The sequence below is a fragment of the Pseudooceanicola marinus genome, assembly GCF_002786295.1.
Lineage (GTDB): Bacteria > Pseudomonadota > Alphaproteobacteria > Rhodobacterales > Rhodobacteraceae > Pseudooceanicola > Pseudooceanicola marinus.
The window spans coordinates 26,955-41,014 of record NZ_PGTC01000011.1 but is presented as its reverse complement, the minus strand read 5'-3'; the positions used below and the strand labels follow the sequence as shown (position 1 = coordinate 41,014).

Here is a 14,060-nt window from a genome sequence, read left to right as displayed (position 1 = left end):
TGATTCCCATGTGTAAGTCTGGCTTACATGATTGATTGGACCGGCCTTCCTCCGATGACGGCGCTGCGCGCCCTGGCCGCTCTGGCGGAGACGGGCACGACCGTTGCCGCCGGCGCCCGGCTGAACGTGTCCCATGCCGCCATCAGCCAGCAGGTGAAGCAGCTGGAAAGCCACCTGGGCCTGCCCCTGGTGCGCCGGGGCGCCCGTGCCCTGGAGCTGACGGCGGAGGGGCGGCAGTTGGCCGACGCGGTGCTGGCGGGCGTGGCGGGCATCGAGGAGGTGGTCACGCGGCTGCGCGGGGATCTGGCCGAACGACCGATCCTGGTCACCTGCACCCCGACCCTGGCCGCGCAGTTCCTGATGCCGCGCCTGGGCGACTACCAGGCCCGCCATCCCGGCCTGTCCCTGATGATCGACCCGACGCCCGCGCTGCGCGATCTGGGCCCCGGTGGGGCCGACCTGGCCCTGCGCTACGGCAGCGGCCACTGGCCCGGGCTGGAGGCGCAGCTGCTGGTGGAAAGCCCGATTGCCGTCCTCGCCTCGCCAGGGCTGATTCCCGAAGGCCATTTCCCCAGTCCCGATGAACTATCGAGCTATCCCTGGTTCCAGGAGTTGGGCACCAACGAGGCCGGCGAGTTCCTGGAATGGCAGGGCAGCAAGCTCGATCCGCAGCGCGGCGTAACGTCGCTGCCGGGCAACCTGATGCTGGAGGCGCTGCGTTCGGGCCGCGGGGTCGGGGTCATGGCGCGGGCCTTCGCGGAGGACGAGCTGGCCGCCGGGCGCCTGCGCCTTCTGTTCGAGGATGTCCGGAAAAAGGGCTATTTCCTGCTCTGGCACGCGCCGACGCTGCGTCCCGAGGCGCGGGAGTTCGGCCGCTGGTTGCTGCGGCAGGCCCGGGCGGCCTGGGGCGACAGGGCCGGGGCGAGCGACGCGGGGGGATCACAGCCGGGGGTGCAATAGGTACAGTGAAAATGTCGCATTTGATGCAGGTCAATGTTCGGAAAACATTGGCTTGCGAGAAGGCCTTGTAATTGCATCCAAAGGAACGCCCCCGTGTCTGCTTCCGATACAGAAGATCCCAAGCTCTATGCTGCCAGGGAACCGATCTTTCCCCGCCGGGTGAAAGGCCGCTTCCGGAACCTGAAATGGGTCATCATGATCGTGACCCTGGGCATCTATTACCTGACGCCCTGGATCCGCTGGGACCGGGGGCCGAACCTGCCCGACCAGGCGGTGCTGATCGACCTGGCTAACCGGCGGTTCTTCTTCTTCTGGATCGAGATCTGGCCGCATGAGTTCTACTTCATCGCCGGCCTGCTGGTGATGGCGGGGCTGGGGCTGTTCCTGTTCACCTCGGCCCTGGGCCGGGTCTGGTGCGGCTATACCTGCCCGCAGACCGTCTGGACCGACCTCTTCATCCTGGTGGAACGCTGGATCGAGGGCGACCGCAACGCCCGCCTGCGCCTGCACCGGCAGAAGAAATGGGATCTCCGCAAGGTCCGCCTGCGGATCACCAAGTGGGTCGCCTGGTTCATGATCGGCCTGGCGACCGGGGGCGCCTGGGTCTTCTACTTCGCCGATGCGCCGACGCTGCTGCGCGACCTGGTGACGCTGAACGCCCACCCGGTGGCCTATACCACCATGCTGCTGCTGGCCGCGACGACCTTCCTCTTCGGCGGCTTCGCCCGCGAACAGATCTGCATCTACGCCTGCCCCTGGCCGCGCATCCAGGCGGCCATGATGGACGAGGACACGATCACCGTGGCCTACCGCGACTGGCGGGGCGAGCCGCGCGGCAAGCACCGCAAGGCCGAGGGCGCCGAGGCTCTGGGGGATTGCATCGATTGCCATGCCTGCGTCAACGTCTGTCCCATGGGCATCGACATCCGCGACGGGCAGCAGCTGGCCTGCATCACCTGCGCGCTGTGCATCGACGCCTGCGATGACGTTATGGACAAGGTCGGCAAGCCGCGCGGGCTGATCGACTACATGGCGCTGACGGACGAACAGAACGAACGCGCCGGCAAGGAACCCCGCAAGATCACCCGCCACATCTTCCGCCCGCGCACGATCCTCTACACCGTGCTCTGGGCCGCCGTGGGCGTGGGCCTGGTCGTCGCGCTGTTCATCCGGCCCGACATCGACATGACCGTCGCCCCGGTGCGCAATCCGACCTTCATCACCCTGTCTGACGGCACCATCCGCAACGTCTACGACGTGCGCCTGCGCAACAAGCAGGGCGAAGAGCAGGTCTTCCGCCTGTCGGCCGAGGGCGATCCCGCCCTTGAGGTTCAGGTGGAAGGCAGCGAGGATGCCACGGTGACGGTCGACGCGGACGCCACCCACCTGGCGCGGGTCTACGTGACCGCCGCCCCGGGCACCACACCGGCAACATCGGACCGGACCGAGTTCACCCTCTGGGTCGAGGACACGTCCAGCCAGGAACGGTCGAGCGAGGAAACCGTCTTCAACGGAAGGGCCAACTGACATGAGCGACACCGCAGAACCCACCGGTTTCACCCTGAAGGGCTGGCACGTGCTGGCGATCTTCGTGGCGGCCTTCGGCATCATCATCACGGTCAACGTGGTCATGGCCACCAAGGCGGTGCGGACCTTCCCGGGGCTGGAAGTCGACAACACCTACGTCTTCAGCCAGGAATTCGACGGCCGCGTCGCGGACCAGGAACGCCTGGGCTGGACGGTGGAGGCCCGCGACGTGGGCGAGATGCTGACCATCGCGATCACCGATTCCGACGGCCGCCCCGTGCGCGCCAAGGAGATGACCGCGACCATCGGTCGGCCCACCGACAGCACCGACGACGTGGTGCCGCAGTTCGCCTACAACGGCACCGCCTACGAGACGCCGCTGGCCGTGGGCGAGGGCCGCTGGATCGTGCGGTTCAGCGCCATCGCCGAGGACGGCACCGAGTTCCTGCAACGGCTAGAGCTGCAGGTCGAGAACTGAGGATCTGAGGCCCGCAGATGGTCGACGCAGCGCAGCATTACATCGAGGAACAACCGGGCGGCATCTCGGCCTGTCCAGCCTGTTCCGCCGCCCCGGCGGCCGAGGACATGGCCCGCCGCGCGCGTGAGCTGGAAGGCGCCACCCTGGCGCTGTCGCTGCCCGGCATCCATTGCGCGGCCTGTATCGACACGGTCGAACGGGCGCTTAACGCCGCGCCCGGTGTGCGCGAGGCGCGGGTGAACCTGACCCTGAAACGCGCCCAGGTGAAGGCCGACGCCGATGTCGGGGCCGCCGACCTGGTGCAGGTGGTCGAGGGCGTGGGGTACGAGGCGCATGAGCTGGACGCGGGCACCATCGCGGCCACCGCCACCGACCGGCGGGGGCGCGAGCTCTTGATGCGTCTGGCGGTGGCGGGATTCGCCTCGATGAACGTGATGCTGCTGTCGGTCTCGGTCTGGTCCGGGGCGGCGGATGCCACCCGCGATCTGTTCCACTGGATCAGCGCGGCGATCACCCTGCCGGCCATTGCCTTCTGTGCCCAGCCCTTCTTCATCAGCGCCGGACGTGCCCTGAAGGCGCGGCATTTGAACATGGATGTGCCGATCTCGCTGGCGATCCTCCTGGCCCTGGCGACATCGCTTTGGGAGACATCGCTGTCCGGCGAACATGCCTATTTCGACGCGGCCCTGACCCTGACCTTCTTCCTGCTGGCGGGCCGCTACCTGGATCACCGCACCCGGGCCGCGGCGCGGTCCGCGGCGGAGGAGCTGGCGGCGCTGGAAGTTCCCCGCGCCTGGGTGCTGCGCGATGGCGAAGAGGTGCAGCTGCCGGTGGCCGAACTGGTCATTGGCGACCTGATCCAGGTACGGCCCGGCGGGCGGATGCCTGTGGACGGCGCGATCGTCGAGGGCGCCTCGGAACTCGATCGCTCCCTTCTGACCGGCGAGACGCTGCCCGTGCCGGCCATGGTTGGCCAGGATGTCAGCGCGGGGGAGGTGAACCTGACCGGCCCGCTGACCGTGCGCGCCACGGCCATCGGTCGCGACACCTCGCTGGCCCGCATGGCGGATCTGGTGGCCATCGCCGAAAGCGGGCGCTCGCGCTACACCTCGCTGGCCGATCGCGCGGCGAAGCTCTACGCCCCCGGTGTGCATATCCTGTCGGCGCTCAGTTTCCTCGGCTGGTTCCTGTGGTCGGGGGATCTGCGCGTGGCGCTGAACATCGCCGCCGCAGTCCTCATCATCACCTGCCCCTGCGCCCTGGGTCTGGCCGTGCCCGCGGTGACCACCGCGGCCTCGGGCCGTCTGTTCCGCCGTGGCATGCTGGTGAAACATGAAACCGCGCTGGAACGGCTGGCCGAGGTCGACACGGTGCTCTTCGACAAGACCGGCACTCTGACCGCCGGCGCGCCCGAGGCGACCAACCTTGACGCATTTGACGACGCCACCCTGTCGTTGGCGCTTGCCCTGGCCGAGGGGTCGTCGCACCCGCTGAGCCGCTCTCTCGTCACCGCTCTGCGCGCGCGCGGGATCGCCCCGGCGCCGGTCGCCGAGCTGCGCGAGGTGCCGGGCTATGGCACCGAAGGGCGGCTGGACGGGCGTCGCGTGCGCCTGGGCCGTGCCGCCTGGCTGGGCGCCGAGGCCGGGGGCGAGACCGCCACCTGGTTGCAGGGGCCGGACGGTCTGGCGGAGTTCACCTTCACCGACAGCCTGCGCGATGGTGCCGAGACGGCCGTGCGCGACCTGCTGGCGGCGGGCAAACGGGTCGCGCTGATCTCCGGCGATGCCGAGGGCGCGGTGGCGGATCTGGCCGCACGCCTGGGGATCGCGGATTGGACCGCCGGGGCCCTGCCCGGCGACAAGGCCGCCCGCATCGCGGATCTGCAGGCGCAGGGCGCACGGGTGCTGATGGTGGGCGATGGCCTCAACGACACGGCGGCGCTGAGCACGGCGCATGTCTCGATCTCACCCGCCTCGGCGCTGGACGCTGCGCGGGTTGCCTCCGACATCGTGCTGCTGGGAGGCGATCTGTCGCCCATTCCAGAGGCCTTGGATATCGCCTCTCGCGCCACGCGGCGGATCCGTGAGAACTTCCGCATAGCGACATTCTACAACGTGATAGCCGTGCCGCTGGCGGTTGCGGGGCTCTGTTCGCCCCTGATCGCGGCGCTGGCCATGTCGGCCAGTTCGATCACGGTATCGCTGAACGCCCTGCGGCTGCGCTGACGCGCGGTCGGGGACCGGGGCAGGCGGTGACAGGGGCACCCGCGAGGGGCCGAAAGGGGACAGGACATGGATATTCTCGTCTGGCTGATCCCGATCTCGCTGTTTCTCGGCGGGATCGGTCTGGTCGGCTTCATCTGGACGGTGAAGACGGATCAATACGACGACCCGGAGGGGGCGTCGCAACGGATCCTGTCGGATCAATGGGACGATAAACCGAAGCCCTGAGGGGCGCGGCTGCGCCTTGACCCCGTCGTAGGACGAGGCAGGCAGGACGGGGAGGGGCTCTGCCCCCTTGAGCCCTAGGGGGCTCAATTCCCCCGGGATATTTCTGGCCAAAGAATAGAGAGAGGGGGGCAATGCCCTTCAGCGACCGGGCGGCTTCTTGCGGCCCGGTCAGGCCTGTGCAAGCGGGCGGGGCCCCTGCGCAGACGCGGACCCTGGGGCCGGCGCGCCGCGCGGGCGCCTGTCAGGTGTCCGGTCCGATCATGAAGCAGGTCTGGTTGCGGGCGTTCAGGCGCCGGCAGGTGCGGTCGGCGGCATCCCGGGTCAGACCGGCGAAGTTGGCGTCGAACCCGGTGGGCGAACGCACCACGCGGCGGTCGGCGCCTTCCAGCGTCTCGACCTCGGCCAGGGCGGTGGTCAGCAGGATGCGTTCCGCGCGGCCCTCGGTGGTGAAGCGGCCGATGTTGACGCCCCAGCTTGCCGGGCCGGCATCGGCGGAGCGGGTGACCACCGGGGTGACGGCCACGCCCACGTCTGCGGGAAGCGAGGCCTGCTGCGCCTCGGTGGTCTGCGCGGGCTGGGCCGGGCTGAACTGTTTGAGCAGCGTGCTGGGCCGGGCCATCGGGGGAATCGGGTTCTCCACCGGGCCGGAGGGAAGGATCGCCGGGGTGGCGGCGACGGCGGTTTCGACCGCGGCATCGCCCTGGGCGGGATCCTCCGGCAGCGGCAGCGTCTGTCCGGCACTGGTGTCGGCAAAGGCCAGGGCCTCGGCGGCGGCGGCGTCCAGCGTGGCGGCATCGGGCAGGGAGGCCAGCAGCATCTCGTCCGGGGTGTCCTCCGACGTGTCGGGGATCGGGCGGGCGCGGGGGCGCAGCGAGGCCCGCGGCGCGCCGTTCACGCGCACTGTCTTGCCGGCCATCAGCAGCTCGTCCTGAGCGCCGTAGACGGGTTTCGCCGGGGCGATGGTCGGCGCGGAGGAGGGGGCCCGTTCAAAGCCCAGGTCCAGCAGTTCCGCCATGCGCGCGTTGCGCCAGGGGGTGGAGCGACCGCCGAAGATCGTGGCGATGATGCGTTCGTTGCCGCGCGCGGCCGAGGCCACCAGGTTGAACCCGGCGGCGCGAGTGTAGCCCGTCTTGATCCCGTCGGCGCCGCGATAGGCGGCCAGGAACTTGCGGTTGGTGTTGTAGACGGTCGTGCCGCCCGCGTCCGCCGTGCGTTTCGAGAACAGGTGGTAGTATTCCGGGTAGTCGAAATAGAGGTGCCGCCCCAGCGTTGTCATGTCGCGGGCGGTCGACAGGTGGCCGGAGGAGGTCAGGCCGTTGGCGTTCTTGAAGGTGGTGCGGGTCATCCCGAGGGCCTCGGCGGTGCGGTTCATCCGGCGGGCAAAGGCCGCTTCGGAGCCCTCGATGGCCTCACCGATGGCCGTGGCCGCGTCATTCGCCGATTTCACCGCCGCCGCGCGGATCAGGTAGCGCAGCTTGATCCGCTGACCCTCGCGCAGGCCCAGCTTCGAGGGGACCTCGTTGGCGGCGTTGCGGGACACGCGCACCTGGGTGTCGAGGGAGATCTCTCCGTGTTCCACCGCCTCGAAGGCGATGTAGAGCGTCATCATCTTGGTCAGGGAGGCGGGGTGCAGCCGGGTGTCGGCGTTGCGGGAGCGCAGCACCTCGCCGGTGCGGGCGTCGACGACCATCTCGGCATAGGGCGCGGCCTGAGTACCGGGTGACCAAAAGGCCACAAGAACCAGGGCAAGAAATGCCGTTACGAATGTCCTGAATAGCCCGTCAAGGGCCGGCTGCCTGCGCCGAACCACCACGTCACTCACCTATCTGCCTCGTTGCCGCCGGTTTTCCGGTCGGTCCATCTTTGTCGACGGGGCGCCAATGCCTGCGGCACACCTGTCGTCTGTTGAGAGAAATACCATAGGGCGCAGGGGGAACAAAGCGACCATTTTGGGGCGACTTTCCGCTGCCTGTATACATCCTCCAGATGTAGTGATGGCTGTGGATAAACCTACTAGGACTGTGACTGCCCTTGAAAACAAGGGGATGCAATTGCGGGGTTACAGATGTGCAATTGCTATTCCTTTTCAGGGGGCTAGGAACCGAAGTTGACATTTTCGGCATCGTCCGGTCGCCACGGCCTCAGTCGAGCTGATCGACCAGCGGCGGAAGAGCTCCGAGATCAGTCAGGGTGAAGAAGCGCGGTTCATCTTCCGGCGCCTCGGCATGTTCCAGCGCCCAGGACAGCCCGTGCGGCACATGCACCCCGACGCCGCCCACTGCGATGGCCGGCAGCACGTCGGATTTCATCGAGTTTCCGGCCATCAGCGCCCGTTCCGGCCCGTCGCCATGTTCGGTGAAGATGCGGGCATAGACCGGCGGGGTCTTGTCCGAGACGATCTCGATCCCGTCGAAGAGATCGCCCAGCCCGGACTGCGCCAGCTTGCGTTCCTGGTCCAGCAGGTCGCCCTTGGTGATCAGCAGTACGCGGTGGCTATCGGCCAGCGCCTCGATCGCTTCTCGGGCATGGGGCAGCAGCTCGATCGGGTGGGCCAGCATGTCCTGCCCGGCCTCGATGATCTGGCGGATCACCTCGGCCGGCACGCGGTCCTCGGTGATCTCGATCGCGGTCTCGATCATCGACAGCATGAAGCCCTTGATGCCGAAACCGTAGTGCCCGATGTTGCGTCGCTCGGCCGCCAGAAGGCGTTCCGACAGGTGATCGGGATCGGCATGATCGGCCAGCAATTCGGCGAATCGCTGTTGGGTGAGGTGGAAGAACCGCTCGTTCTGCCAGAGCGTGTCATCCGCATCGAAACCGATTGTTGTGATTTTTCGTGCCATTTTTTTCCCGCGATCCTGGCTGCGGCCTTCCCTGAGGGGCCTGCGGCGTTATATAGAGCAGCCTGATCCCGAAACCTCAACACTGCTGCCGGCGCCCCGGATGAACATTGCTTTGGACGTTCGATCGGAGAGACAGGCCCAGCGGAGATGATGACCGACGTGACGATGACCCGAGTGACCGAGACCGCGCGGCCCGAGCCGCTGGCGCAGATGGGCGCCTGGGCGCAGCCGCTGACACTGATGGCCGGACCTGATGATCCGGAAGGCGACGGCAATGTCGTGCTGGACACCAAGCCGCGCAGCAAGCGGCCGCCGCTCTACAAGGTGCTGCTGCTGAACGATGATTACACCCCGATGGAATTTGTCGTTCTGGTGCTGGAACGGTTCTTCGGCATGACCCATGCCCAGGCGTTCGAGATCATGCTGACCGTGCACAAGAAGGGCGTCGCCGTCGTCGGCGTCTTCAGCCACGAGATCGCGGAGACCAAGGTGGCGCAGGTGATGGATTTCGCCCGCAAGCACCAGCATCCGCTGCAATGCACCATGGAAAAGGAATAGAGCGACCATGCTCGGATCCCGCCTCGCTCTCGCGATGGAGAGCGGCCCGACCCTGCCGGAGGCGGGTCGGATCGCCGTGTTCGCGCCCCACGCCGGCGCCGACCTGTCGGCCCTGCCGAAGGATCGTGTGGAGGTCGTGACCGGCTTCCGCCCCGACTACACCGCCTTTGAACGCCTGGGCTACGCCGTGGCCGTGGCTCCCGAGGGTCGCTATGCTGCGGCCCTGGTCTGCCTGCCGCGGGCCAAGGCCGAGGCGCGGGCGCTTGTGGCGCAGGCGCGTGCCGTGACCGACGGCCCCGTCCTGGTCGACGGGCAGAAGGACGCGGGCGTGGACAGCATGCTGAAGGCGCTGCGTGGGCTGGGCGAGGTCTCGGCCCCCATTTCCAAGGCCCACGGGAAGCTGTTCTGGATTGGCGCCGCCGATCTGGAGGCCTGGCGCCCCGCCGCGGAGCAGAGCGCCGATGGCTGGCACACCGCCCCCGGCGTCTTCTCCGCCGACGGGATCGACCCGGCGTCGGCCCTGCTGGCCGAGGCCCTGCCGGAACTTTCGGGATATGGCGCCGACCTGGGCGCCGGCTGGGGCTTCCTGGGGGCCAAGGTGCTGGACCGCTCGCCCAAGGTGAAGGCGCTGGACCTGGTCGAGGCCGACCACGCCGCGCTGGCCTGTGCGCGGCGCAATGTCACCGATCCGCGCGCGGGCTTCCACTGGGCCGATGCCACGGCCTGGCGCCCGGGGCGGATGCTGGATTTCGTCGTGATGAATCCGCCCTTCCACCGCGAGCGCAAGGCCGACCCGGAACTGGGCCGCACCTTCCTGCGCGCCGCCGGCGCCATGCTGGCCCCCAAGGGGCGGCTTTACGTCGTGGCCAATGCACACCTGGGCTACGAGAAGACCCTGGGTGATCTTTTCGGCCACGTGGAGGTCTTCGGCGGCAATCGCAGCTTCAAGCTGCTGATGGCAGAGCGGCCCACTCGCCAAGGGGGCGGGGGCAAGGTAGGCTCCGCCTCGGGACGAATGGGGAGATCCATATGACATTCTCGATCGCGGGCAAGACCGCCATCGTGACCGGCGCCGCCCATGGCATCGGTCTGGCCATCGGCAAGCTCTTTGCCGACAAGGGCGCCAATGTGATGTTCGCCGACATGGACGAGGATCGCCTGCGCGATGAGCTGGGCGAGGCGGTGGAAGAGGGCAACATCCGCTACTTCGCGGGCGACCTGCGGGAGAAGCTGACCATCGCCAACCTGCTGTCGGCCACCATTGATGCCTTCGATCAGGTGGACATCCTGGTCAACGCCTCGCGCCAGGTGCTGGTGTCGGATCCGCTGAACCCCGATGACGACGCGATGGAAACCATGCTGCAGCAGAACCTGCTGACGGCACTGCGGGTGACGCAGACGGTGGCCAAGCGGATGATCAAGCAATCCGAGAAACCCGACGGCCCCAAGGGCGGGGCGATCGTGAACCTGTCGTCGATCGCCGCGCGCCGCACCCACCCGGACTTGATGGCCTTCTCTGTCTCCTCTGCCGCGCTGGACCAGATGACCCGGTCGCTGGCCGTGGCCCTGGCGCCGCACGGGATCCGGGTCAACGCGCTGGCCTTCGGCTCGGTCATGTCGTCCTCGCTGAAGGAAACCCTGCGTGGCAATTCGGATTTCCGCGAGGACATTGAAGATCACACGCCGCTGTCGCGCATCGCCCCCCCGGGCGAGCTGGCCGAGGCGGTGCAATACCTGGCCTGTGACGCCTCCTCCTTCATGACCGGGCAGATCGTCACGGTCGACGGCGGGCGCACCCTGCTCGATCCGGTGGCTGCCCCCGCACACTGATCCGGGCCAGGACGCCGCACCCCTTTCATCCGACAGCCATAAATACTCTCGCCGAAGGCATGGTCCCGTCAGGGGCCATTTCCTTTTGCGCTGGTGCTGTTCGGCGCTCCTGCGGAGTCCCGAGCCTCCGGCGGGAGTATTTTCAGCCATCGTATGGGGTCAGGGGTGTGGGCGCCCTCTTCTGCCCTGCGGCGCGGGCTGGTAGGGAGGCGGAGGCATCTGGCGAAAGGAGCGGGACATGGCGGAGATGACGGAGGAGAAGGCGCGGGCCAGCGCCTGGTTCCGCGAGCTGCGGGATCAGATCGTCGCGGCGTTCGAGGGGCTGGAGGACGCGCAGACTGATGGCCCGATGTCGGACCAGCCCGCGGGCCGCTTCGATGTCACGCCGACGACACGCATCAGCGAGGATGGCAGCGACGCGGGCGGCGGGCTGATGTCCGTGATGCGCGGCGGTCGCGTCTTCGAGAAGGTCGGCGTGAATATCTCCACCGTCTACGGGGAGCTGGGGGCGCGGGCGCAGGCCGCCATGGCCGCGCGCAAGGGGCTGCCCGGCATGGCCGAGGATCCGCGTTTCTGGGCCTCGGGCATCAGCCTGGTGGCCCATATGCAGAACCCCCATGCGCCGGCCGTTCACATGAACACCCGCATGTTCTGGACGCCGCACGGCTGGTGGTTCGGGGGCGGGTCGGACCTGAACCCCTGCATCGAATATGCCGAGGACACCGCCCATTTCCACGCTGTGCAGGAAGAGCATTGCGCGCGGCATGACCCGAATTTCTATCCGCGTTTCAAGGAATGGGCGGACGAGTATTTCTACATCCCGCATCGCAAGCGCGCGCGTGGCGTCGGCGGCATCTTCCTCGACGATCACAACAGCGGCGATTGGGAGGCCGATTTCGCCTTCATCCAGGACGTGGGCCGCGCCTTCCTGCCCGCCTTCCTGCCCCTGGCCGACAAGCGCCGGGCGCAGCCCTGGGACGCGGCCGACAAGGACGCGCAGCTGATCCATCGCGGGCTCTATGCCGAGTACAACCTGGTTTATGACCGGGGTACGAAATTCGGGCTGGAGACCGGCCATGACCCCAATGCCGTGTTGATGTCCCTGCCGCCGCTGGCAAAGTGGGTGTGACGCGCCATCTAGTCTGGCAGCCGGGCGCAGCAGAGGGACAGCGACGATGATGAAACAGGTGAAACGCGCGTGGGCGGTCCTGTCGGGCATCGTCGTGCAGATCGGCGAGATCAACATGGCCCTGGTCGCCGCCGGCGTCGCCTTCTACGCCATGCTGGCGCTGTTTCCCGGCCTCGCCGCGCTGATCGCCATGTGGGGGATCATCTCCGACCCCACCGTGGTGATGGAAGAGCTGAAACTGCTGCGCGGCATCTTACCGGACGAGGTTTATCGCCTCGTCGCGGCACAGGTCTACAAGATCTCCGCGTCTTCCGGGACGACCCTCGGCTGGGCGGGGGCGCTGTCGCTGGCCTTCGCCATCTGGTCGTCGCGCTCCGGCGTGGCGGCGATGATCCTGGGTCTGAACACCATCCACGGGCAGGAAAACCGCGGCTCGCTGCGCCACTACCTGATCGCGCTGATGCTGACGGTCGCGCTTCTGGGGGTGGGGATCGTGGCGCTCGGCTCCGTCGTGGTGCTGCCGGTGATCCTGACGATCTTCCCTCTGGGCCCCGTGGCCTCCGTCGCGGTGGAGATCGTGCGCTGGCTGGCCGCGCTGCTGGCGGTGATGGGGGCGCTGTCGCTGCTCTATCGCTATGGCCCCAACAACCGGGGCGAGCGCATGTCCTGGGCCACGCCGGGCGCCATCGTCAGCGTGGTGCTGTGGTTGGCCGCCTCCTACGCGCTGTCGCTCTACTTTACCAACTTCGCCAATTACAACGAGGTCTACGGCTCTCTCGGGGCGGCTGTCGCCCTGCTGTTCTGGCTCTATGTCTCGGCCTTCGTCGTCCTGCTGGGCGCGTCGCTGAACGTGCAGATCGACCGGGCGCTGGCGGCCGAGGTCGCGGCGCCGGATCCGGCCCCACAGCGGGGCGAGGCGGATACGGTCCTGACCGGGAAAGAGGCCGATGGCGGGGCCGTCGAAGACGGCCCGCAGGAGGCGCAGCTGGTGGAAGAAGGCCCGATCCACGAGGTCGAGGGCCCCGCCGACGCGGGGCCGGAGGGCCTGTCGGTGCCGGTGCATGACCCCCGCCGGGCAGAAGCCTGAGGACGGGGGCTAAGCACTGGCGCCTGATCCGGCGCGCCTGGATCAGGCGCCGCCGCGCACCGTGTCGATCATCAGCTGGACGTTTTCGGGATCTGCATCCGGCGTGATGCCATGGCCCAGGTTGAAGATATGCGGCCCCTTGGAGAAGGCCTGCACGATCTCCCTGGTTTCCCGCACCAATGCCTCGCCCCCGGTGACCATGTGCGACGAGGCCAGGTTGCCCTGCACGCAGCCGTCCACCTGGACGTTGGCGGCGGCCCATTCGGGCGCCACGGAATTGTCCAGGGCGACGCAATCGGCGCCGGTCGCCTTGGCAAAGCCCACGTATTTCTCGCCTGCCTCGCGCGGGAAGGCGATGACGGGAATGCCGGGGTGGCGCGCCTTTAACTCGGTGATGATGCGTTTGGCGGGGGCCAGCGCGTAGCGGTCGAAATCCTCGCCCTTCAGCGATCCGGCCCAGCTGTCGAACAGCTTCACCACCTCGGCCCCGGCCTCGATCTGTTTCGACAGGTACTCGATCGTGCCCTCGGTCAGCCGTTCAAGGATCGCCTCGAACAGCGCCCGGTTCTCGGCCTTCAGCGCATGGGCCGGGCCCTGGTCCTTGGTGCCGCGTCCGGCGATCATGTAGGTGGCCACCGTCCAGGGCGCGCCGGCGAAGCCGATCAGCGTCGTCTCGGCGGGCAGCTCGCGCTTCAGGATCTTCACCGTCTCGTAGATCGGCGACAGGGTCTCATGCACGTCGGATGCGGGTTTCAGCGCGTCGAACTCGGACTGCCGGGTGATGGTCGACAGACGCGGGCCCTCGCCGGTGACGAACCACAGGTCGGCGCCCAGGGCCTGGGGCAGCAGCAGAATGTCGGCAAAGAGGATCGCCGCGTCGAAGCCATAGCGACGGATCGGCTGCAAGGTGACTTCGGCGGCCAGCTCGGGGTTGTAGCACAGCGACAGGAAATCCCCGGCCTGGGCGCGGGTCGCCTTGTACTCCGGCAGGTAGCGCCCCGCCTGGCGCATCATCCAGATCGGCGGCGTCGGCAGCACCTCGCCCTTGAGCGCGCGCAGGATCGTCTTTTCGGCCATGTGGGTCCCTCCGTTCTTCGGGTCTCTGGTCGCGGTCCGGCCCCTGAAAGTCAAGCGATCCCGGTGTCTCGCGCCTGTGACAGATGGTGCGCCGGGGCGATCTGTCCACGTCGGTTGGCCC

The 14,060-nt window shown here is 67.9% G+C and carries 13 protein-coding genes; 10 read left to right on the top strand and 3 right to left on the bottom strand.

What is annotated here, in order from left to right; all coding sequences use genetic code 11:
- The first annotated feature begins 27 nt into the window (after positions 1-27).
- From CVM50_RS07425 to ccoS, 5 genes are all read left to right on the top strand, one after another.
- Entirely contained in the window at positions 28-960 is a 933-nt protein-coding gene (locus tag CVM50_RS07425; RefSeq protein ID WP_085888601.1) for a LysR family transcriptional regulator, read from the top strand.
- Positions 961-1,053: 93 nt separating this feature from the next.
- Positions 1,054-2,487 carry a cytochrome c oxidase accessory protein CcoG gene (gene ccoG, locus CVM50_RS07420; RefSeq protein WP_232618186.1) on the top strand — a complete coding sequence of 478 codons (1,434 nt, stop codon included), beginning with the start codon at positions 1,054-1,056 and terminating at the stop codon, positions 2,485-2,487.
- A 1-nt stretch (position 2,488) separates the two neighbouring features.
- Positions 2,489-2,965, top strand: coding sequence for a FixH family protein (locus CVM50_RS07415; RefSeq protein ID WP_085888599.1), 477 nt, complete (start codon positions 2,489-2,491; stop codon positions 2,963-2,965).
- Positions 2,966-2,982: 17 nt separating this feature from the next.
- Positions 2,983-5,190 carry a heavy metal translocating P-type ATPase gene (locus CVM50_RS07410; protein WP_085888598.1) on the top strand — a complete coding sequence of 736 codons (2,208 nt, stop codon included), beginning with the start codon at positions 2,983-2,985 and terminating at the stop codon, positions 5,188-5,190.
- A gap of 66 nt (positions 5,191-5,256) precedes the next feature.
- Entirely contained in the window at positions 5,257-5,415 is a 159-nt protein-coding gene (gene ccoS / locus CVM50_RS07405) for a cbb3-type cytochrome oxidase assembly protein CcoS (protein WP_085888597.1), read from the top strand.
- Between the two features lie 241 nt (positions 5,416-5,656).
- Here ccoS and CVM50_RS07400 read toward each other — a convergent pair whose 3' ends face one another.
- Positions 5,657-7,105 carry a D-alanyl-D-alanine carboxypeptidase family protein gene (locus CVM50_RS07400; RefSeq protein WP_100148457.1) on the bottom strand — a complete coding sequence of 483 codons (1,449 nt, stop codon included), beginning with the start codon at positions 7,103-7,105 and terminating at the stop codon, positions 5,657-5,659.
- A 451-nt stretch (positions 7,106-7,556) separates the two neighbouring features.
- Positions 7,557-8,258, bottom strand: coding sequence for an HAD family hydrolase (locus CVM50_RS07395; protein WP_085888595.1), 702 nt, complete (start codon positions 8,256-8,258; stop codon positions 7,557-7,559).
- Between the two features lie 240 nt (positions 8,259-8,498).
- Here CVM50_RS07395 and clpS point away from each other — a divergent pair, with 240 nt between their 5' ends.
- The 5 genes from clpS (at position 8,499) to CVM50_RS07370 (ending at position 12,862) form a co-directional block, all read left to right on the top strand.
- Entirely contained in the window at positions 8,499-8,816 is a 318-nt protein-coding gene (clpS, locus tag CVM50_RS07390; protein ID WP_222476187.1) for an ATP-dependent Clp protease adapter ClpS, read from the top strand.
- 7 nt (positions 8,817-8,823) lie between these two features.
- Positions 8,824-9,849 carry a class I SAM-dependent methyltransferase gene (locus CVM50_RS07385; protein ID WP_085888594.1) on the top strand — a complete coding sequence of 342 codons (1,026 nt, stop codon included), beginning with the start codon at positions 8,824-8,826 and terminating at the stop codon, positions 9,847-9,849.
- On the top strand, positions 9,846-10,646 hold the full coding sequence (locus tag CVM50_RS07380; RefSeq protein ID WP_085888593.1) for an SDR family NAD(P)-dependent oxidoreductase: 801 nt from the start codon (positions 9,846-9,848) through the stop codon (positions 10,644-10,646). Before CVM50_RS07385 ends, CVM50_RS07380 begins: the two co-directional genes overlap by 4 nt.
- A gap of 238 nt (positions 10,647-10,884) precedes the next feature.
- Positions 10,885-11,775 (top strand): oxygen-dependent coproporphyrinogen oxidase, encoded by an 891-nt coding sequence (hemF, locus tag CVM50_RS07375; RefSeq protein ID WP_408634052.1) that lies wholly within the window; start codon positions 10,885-10,887, stop codon positions 11,773-11,775.
- A 46-nt stretch (positions 11,776-11,821) separates the two neighbouring features.
- On the top strand, positions 11,822-12,862 hold the full coding sequence (locus CVM50_RS07370; RefSeq protein ID WP_232618185.1) for a YihY/virulence factor BrkB family protein: 1,041 nt from the start codon (positions 11,822-11,824) through the stop codon (positions 12,860-12,862).
- 42 nt (positions 12,863-12,904) lie between these two features.
- Here the strand turns inward: CVM50_RS07370 and hemE are convergent, their stop codons facing one another.
- On the bottom strand, positions 12,905-13,939 hold the full coding sequence (hemE, locus tag CVM50_RS07365; protein ID WP_085888592.1) for a uroporphyrinogen decarboxylase: 1,035 nt from the start codon (positions 13,937-13,939) through the stop codon (positions 12,905-12,907).
- Between the last annotated feature and the right edge of the window lie 121 nt (positions 13,940-14,060).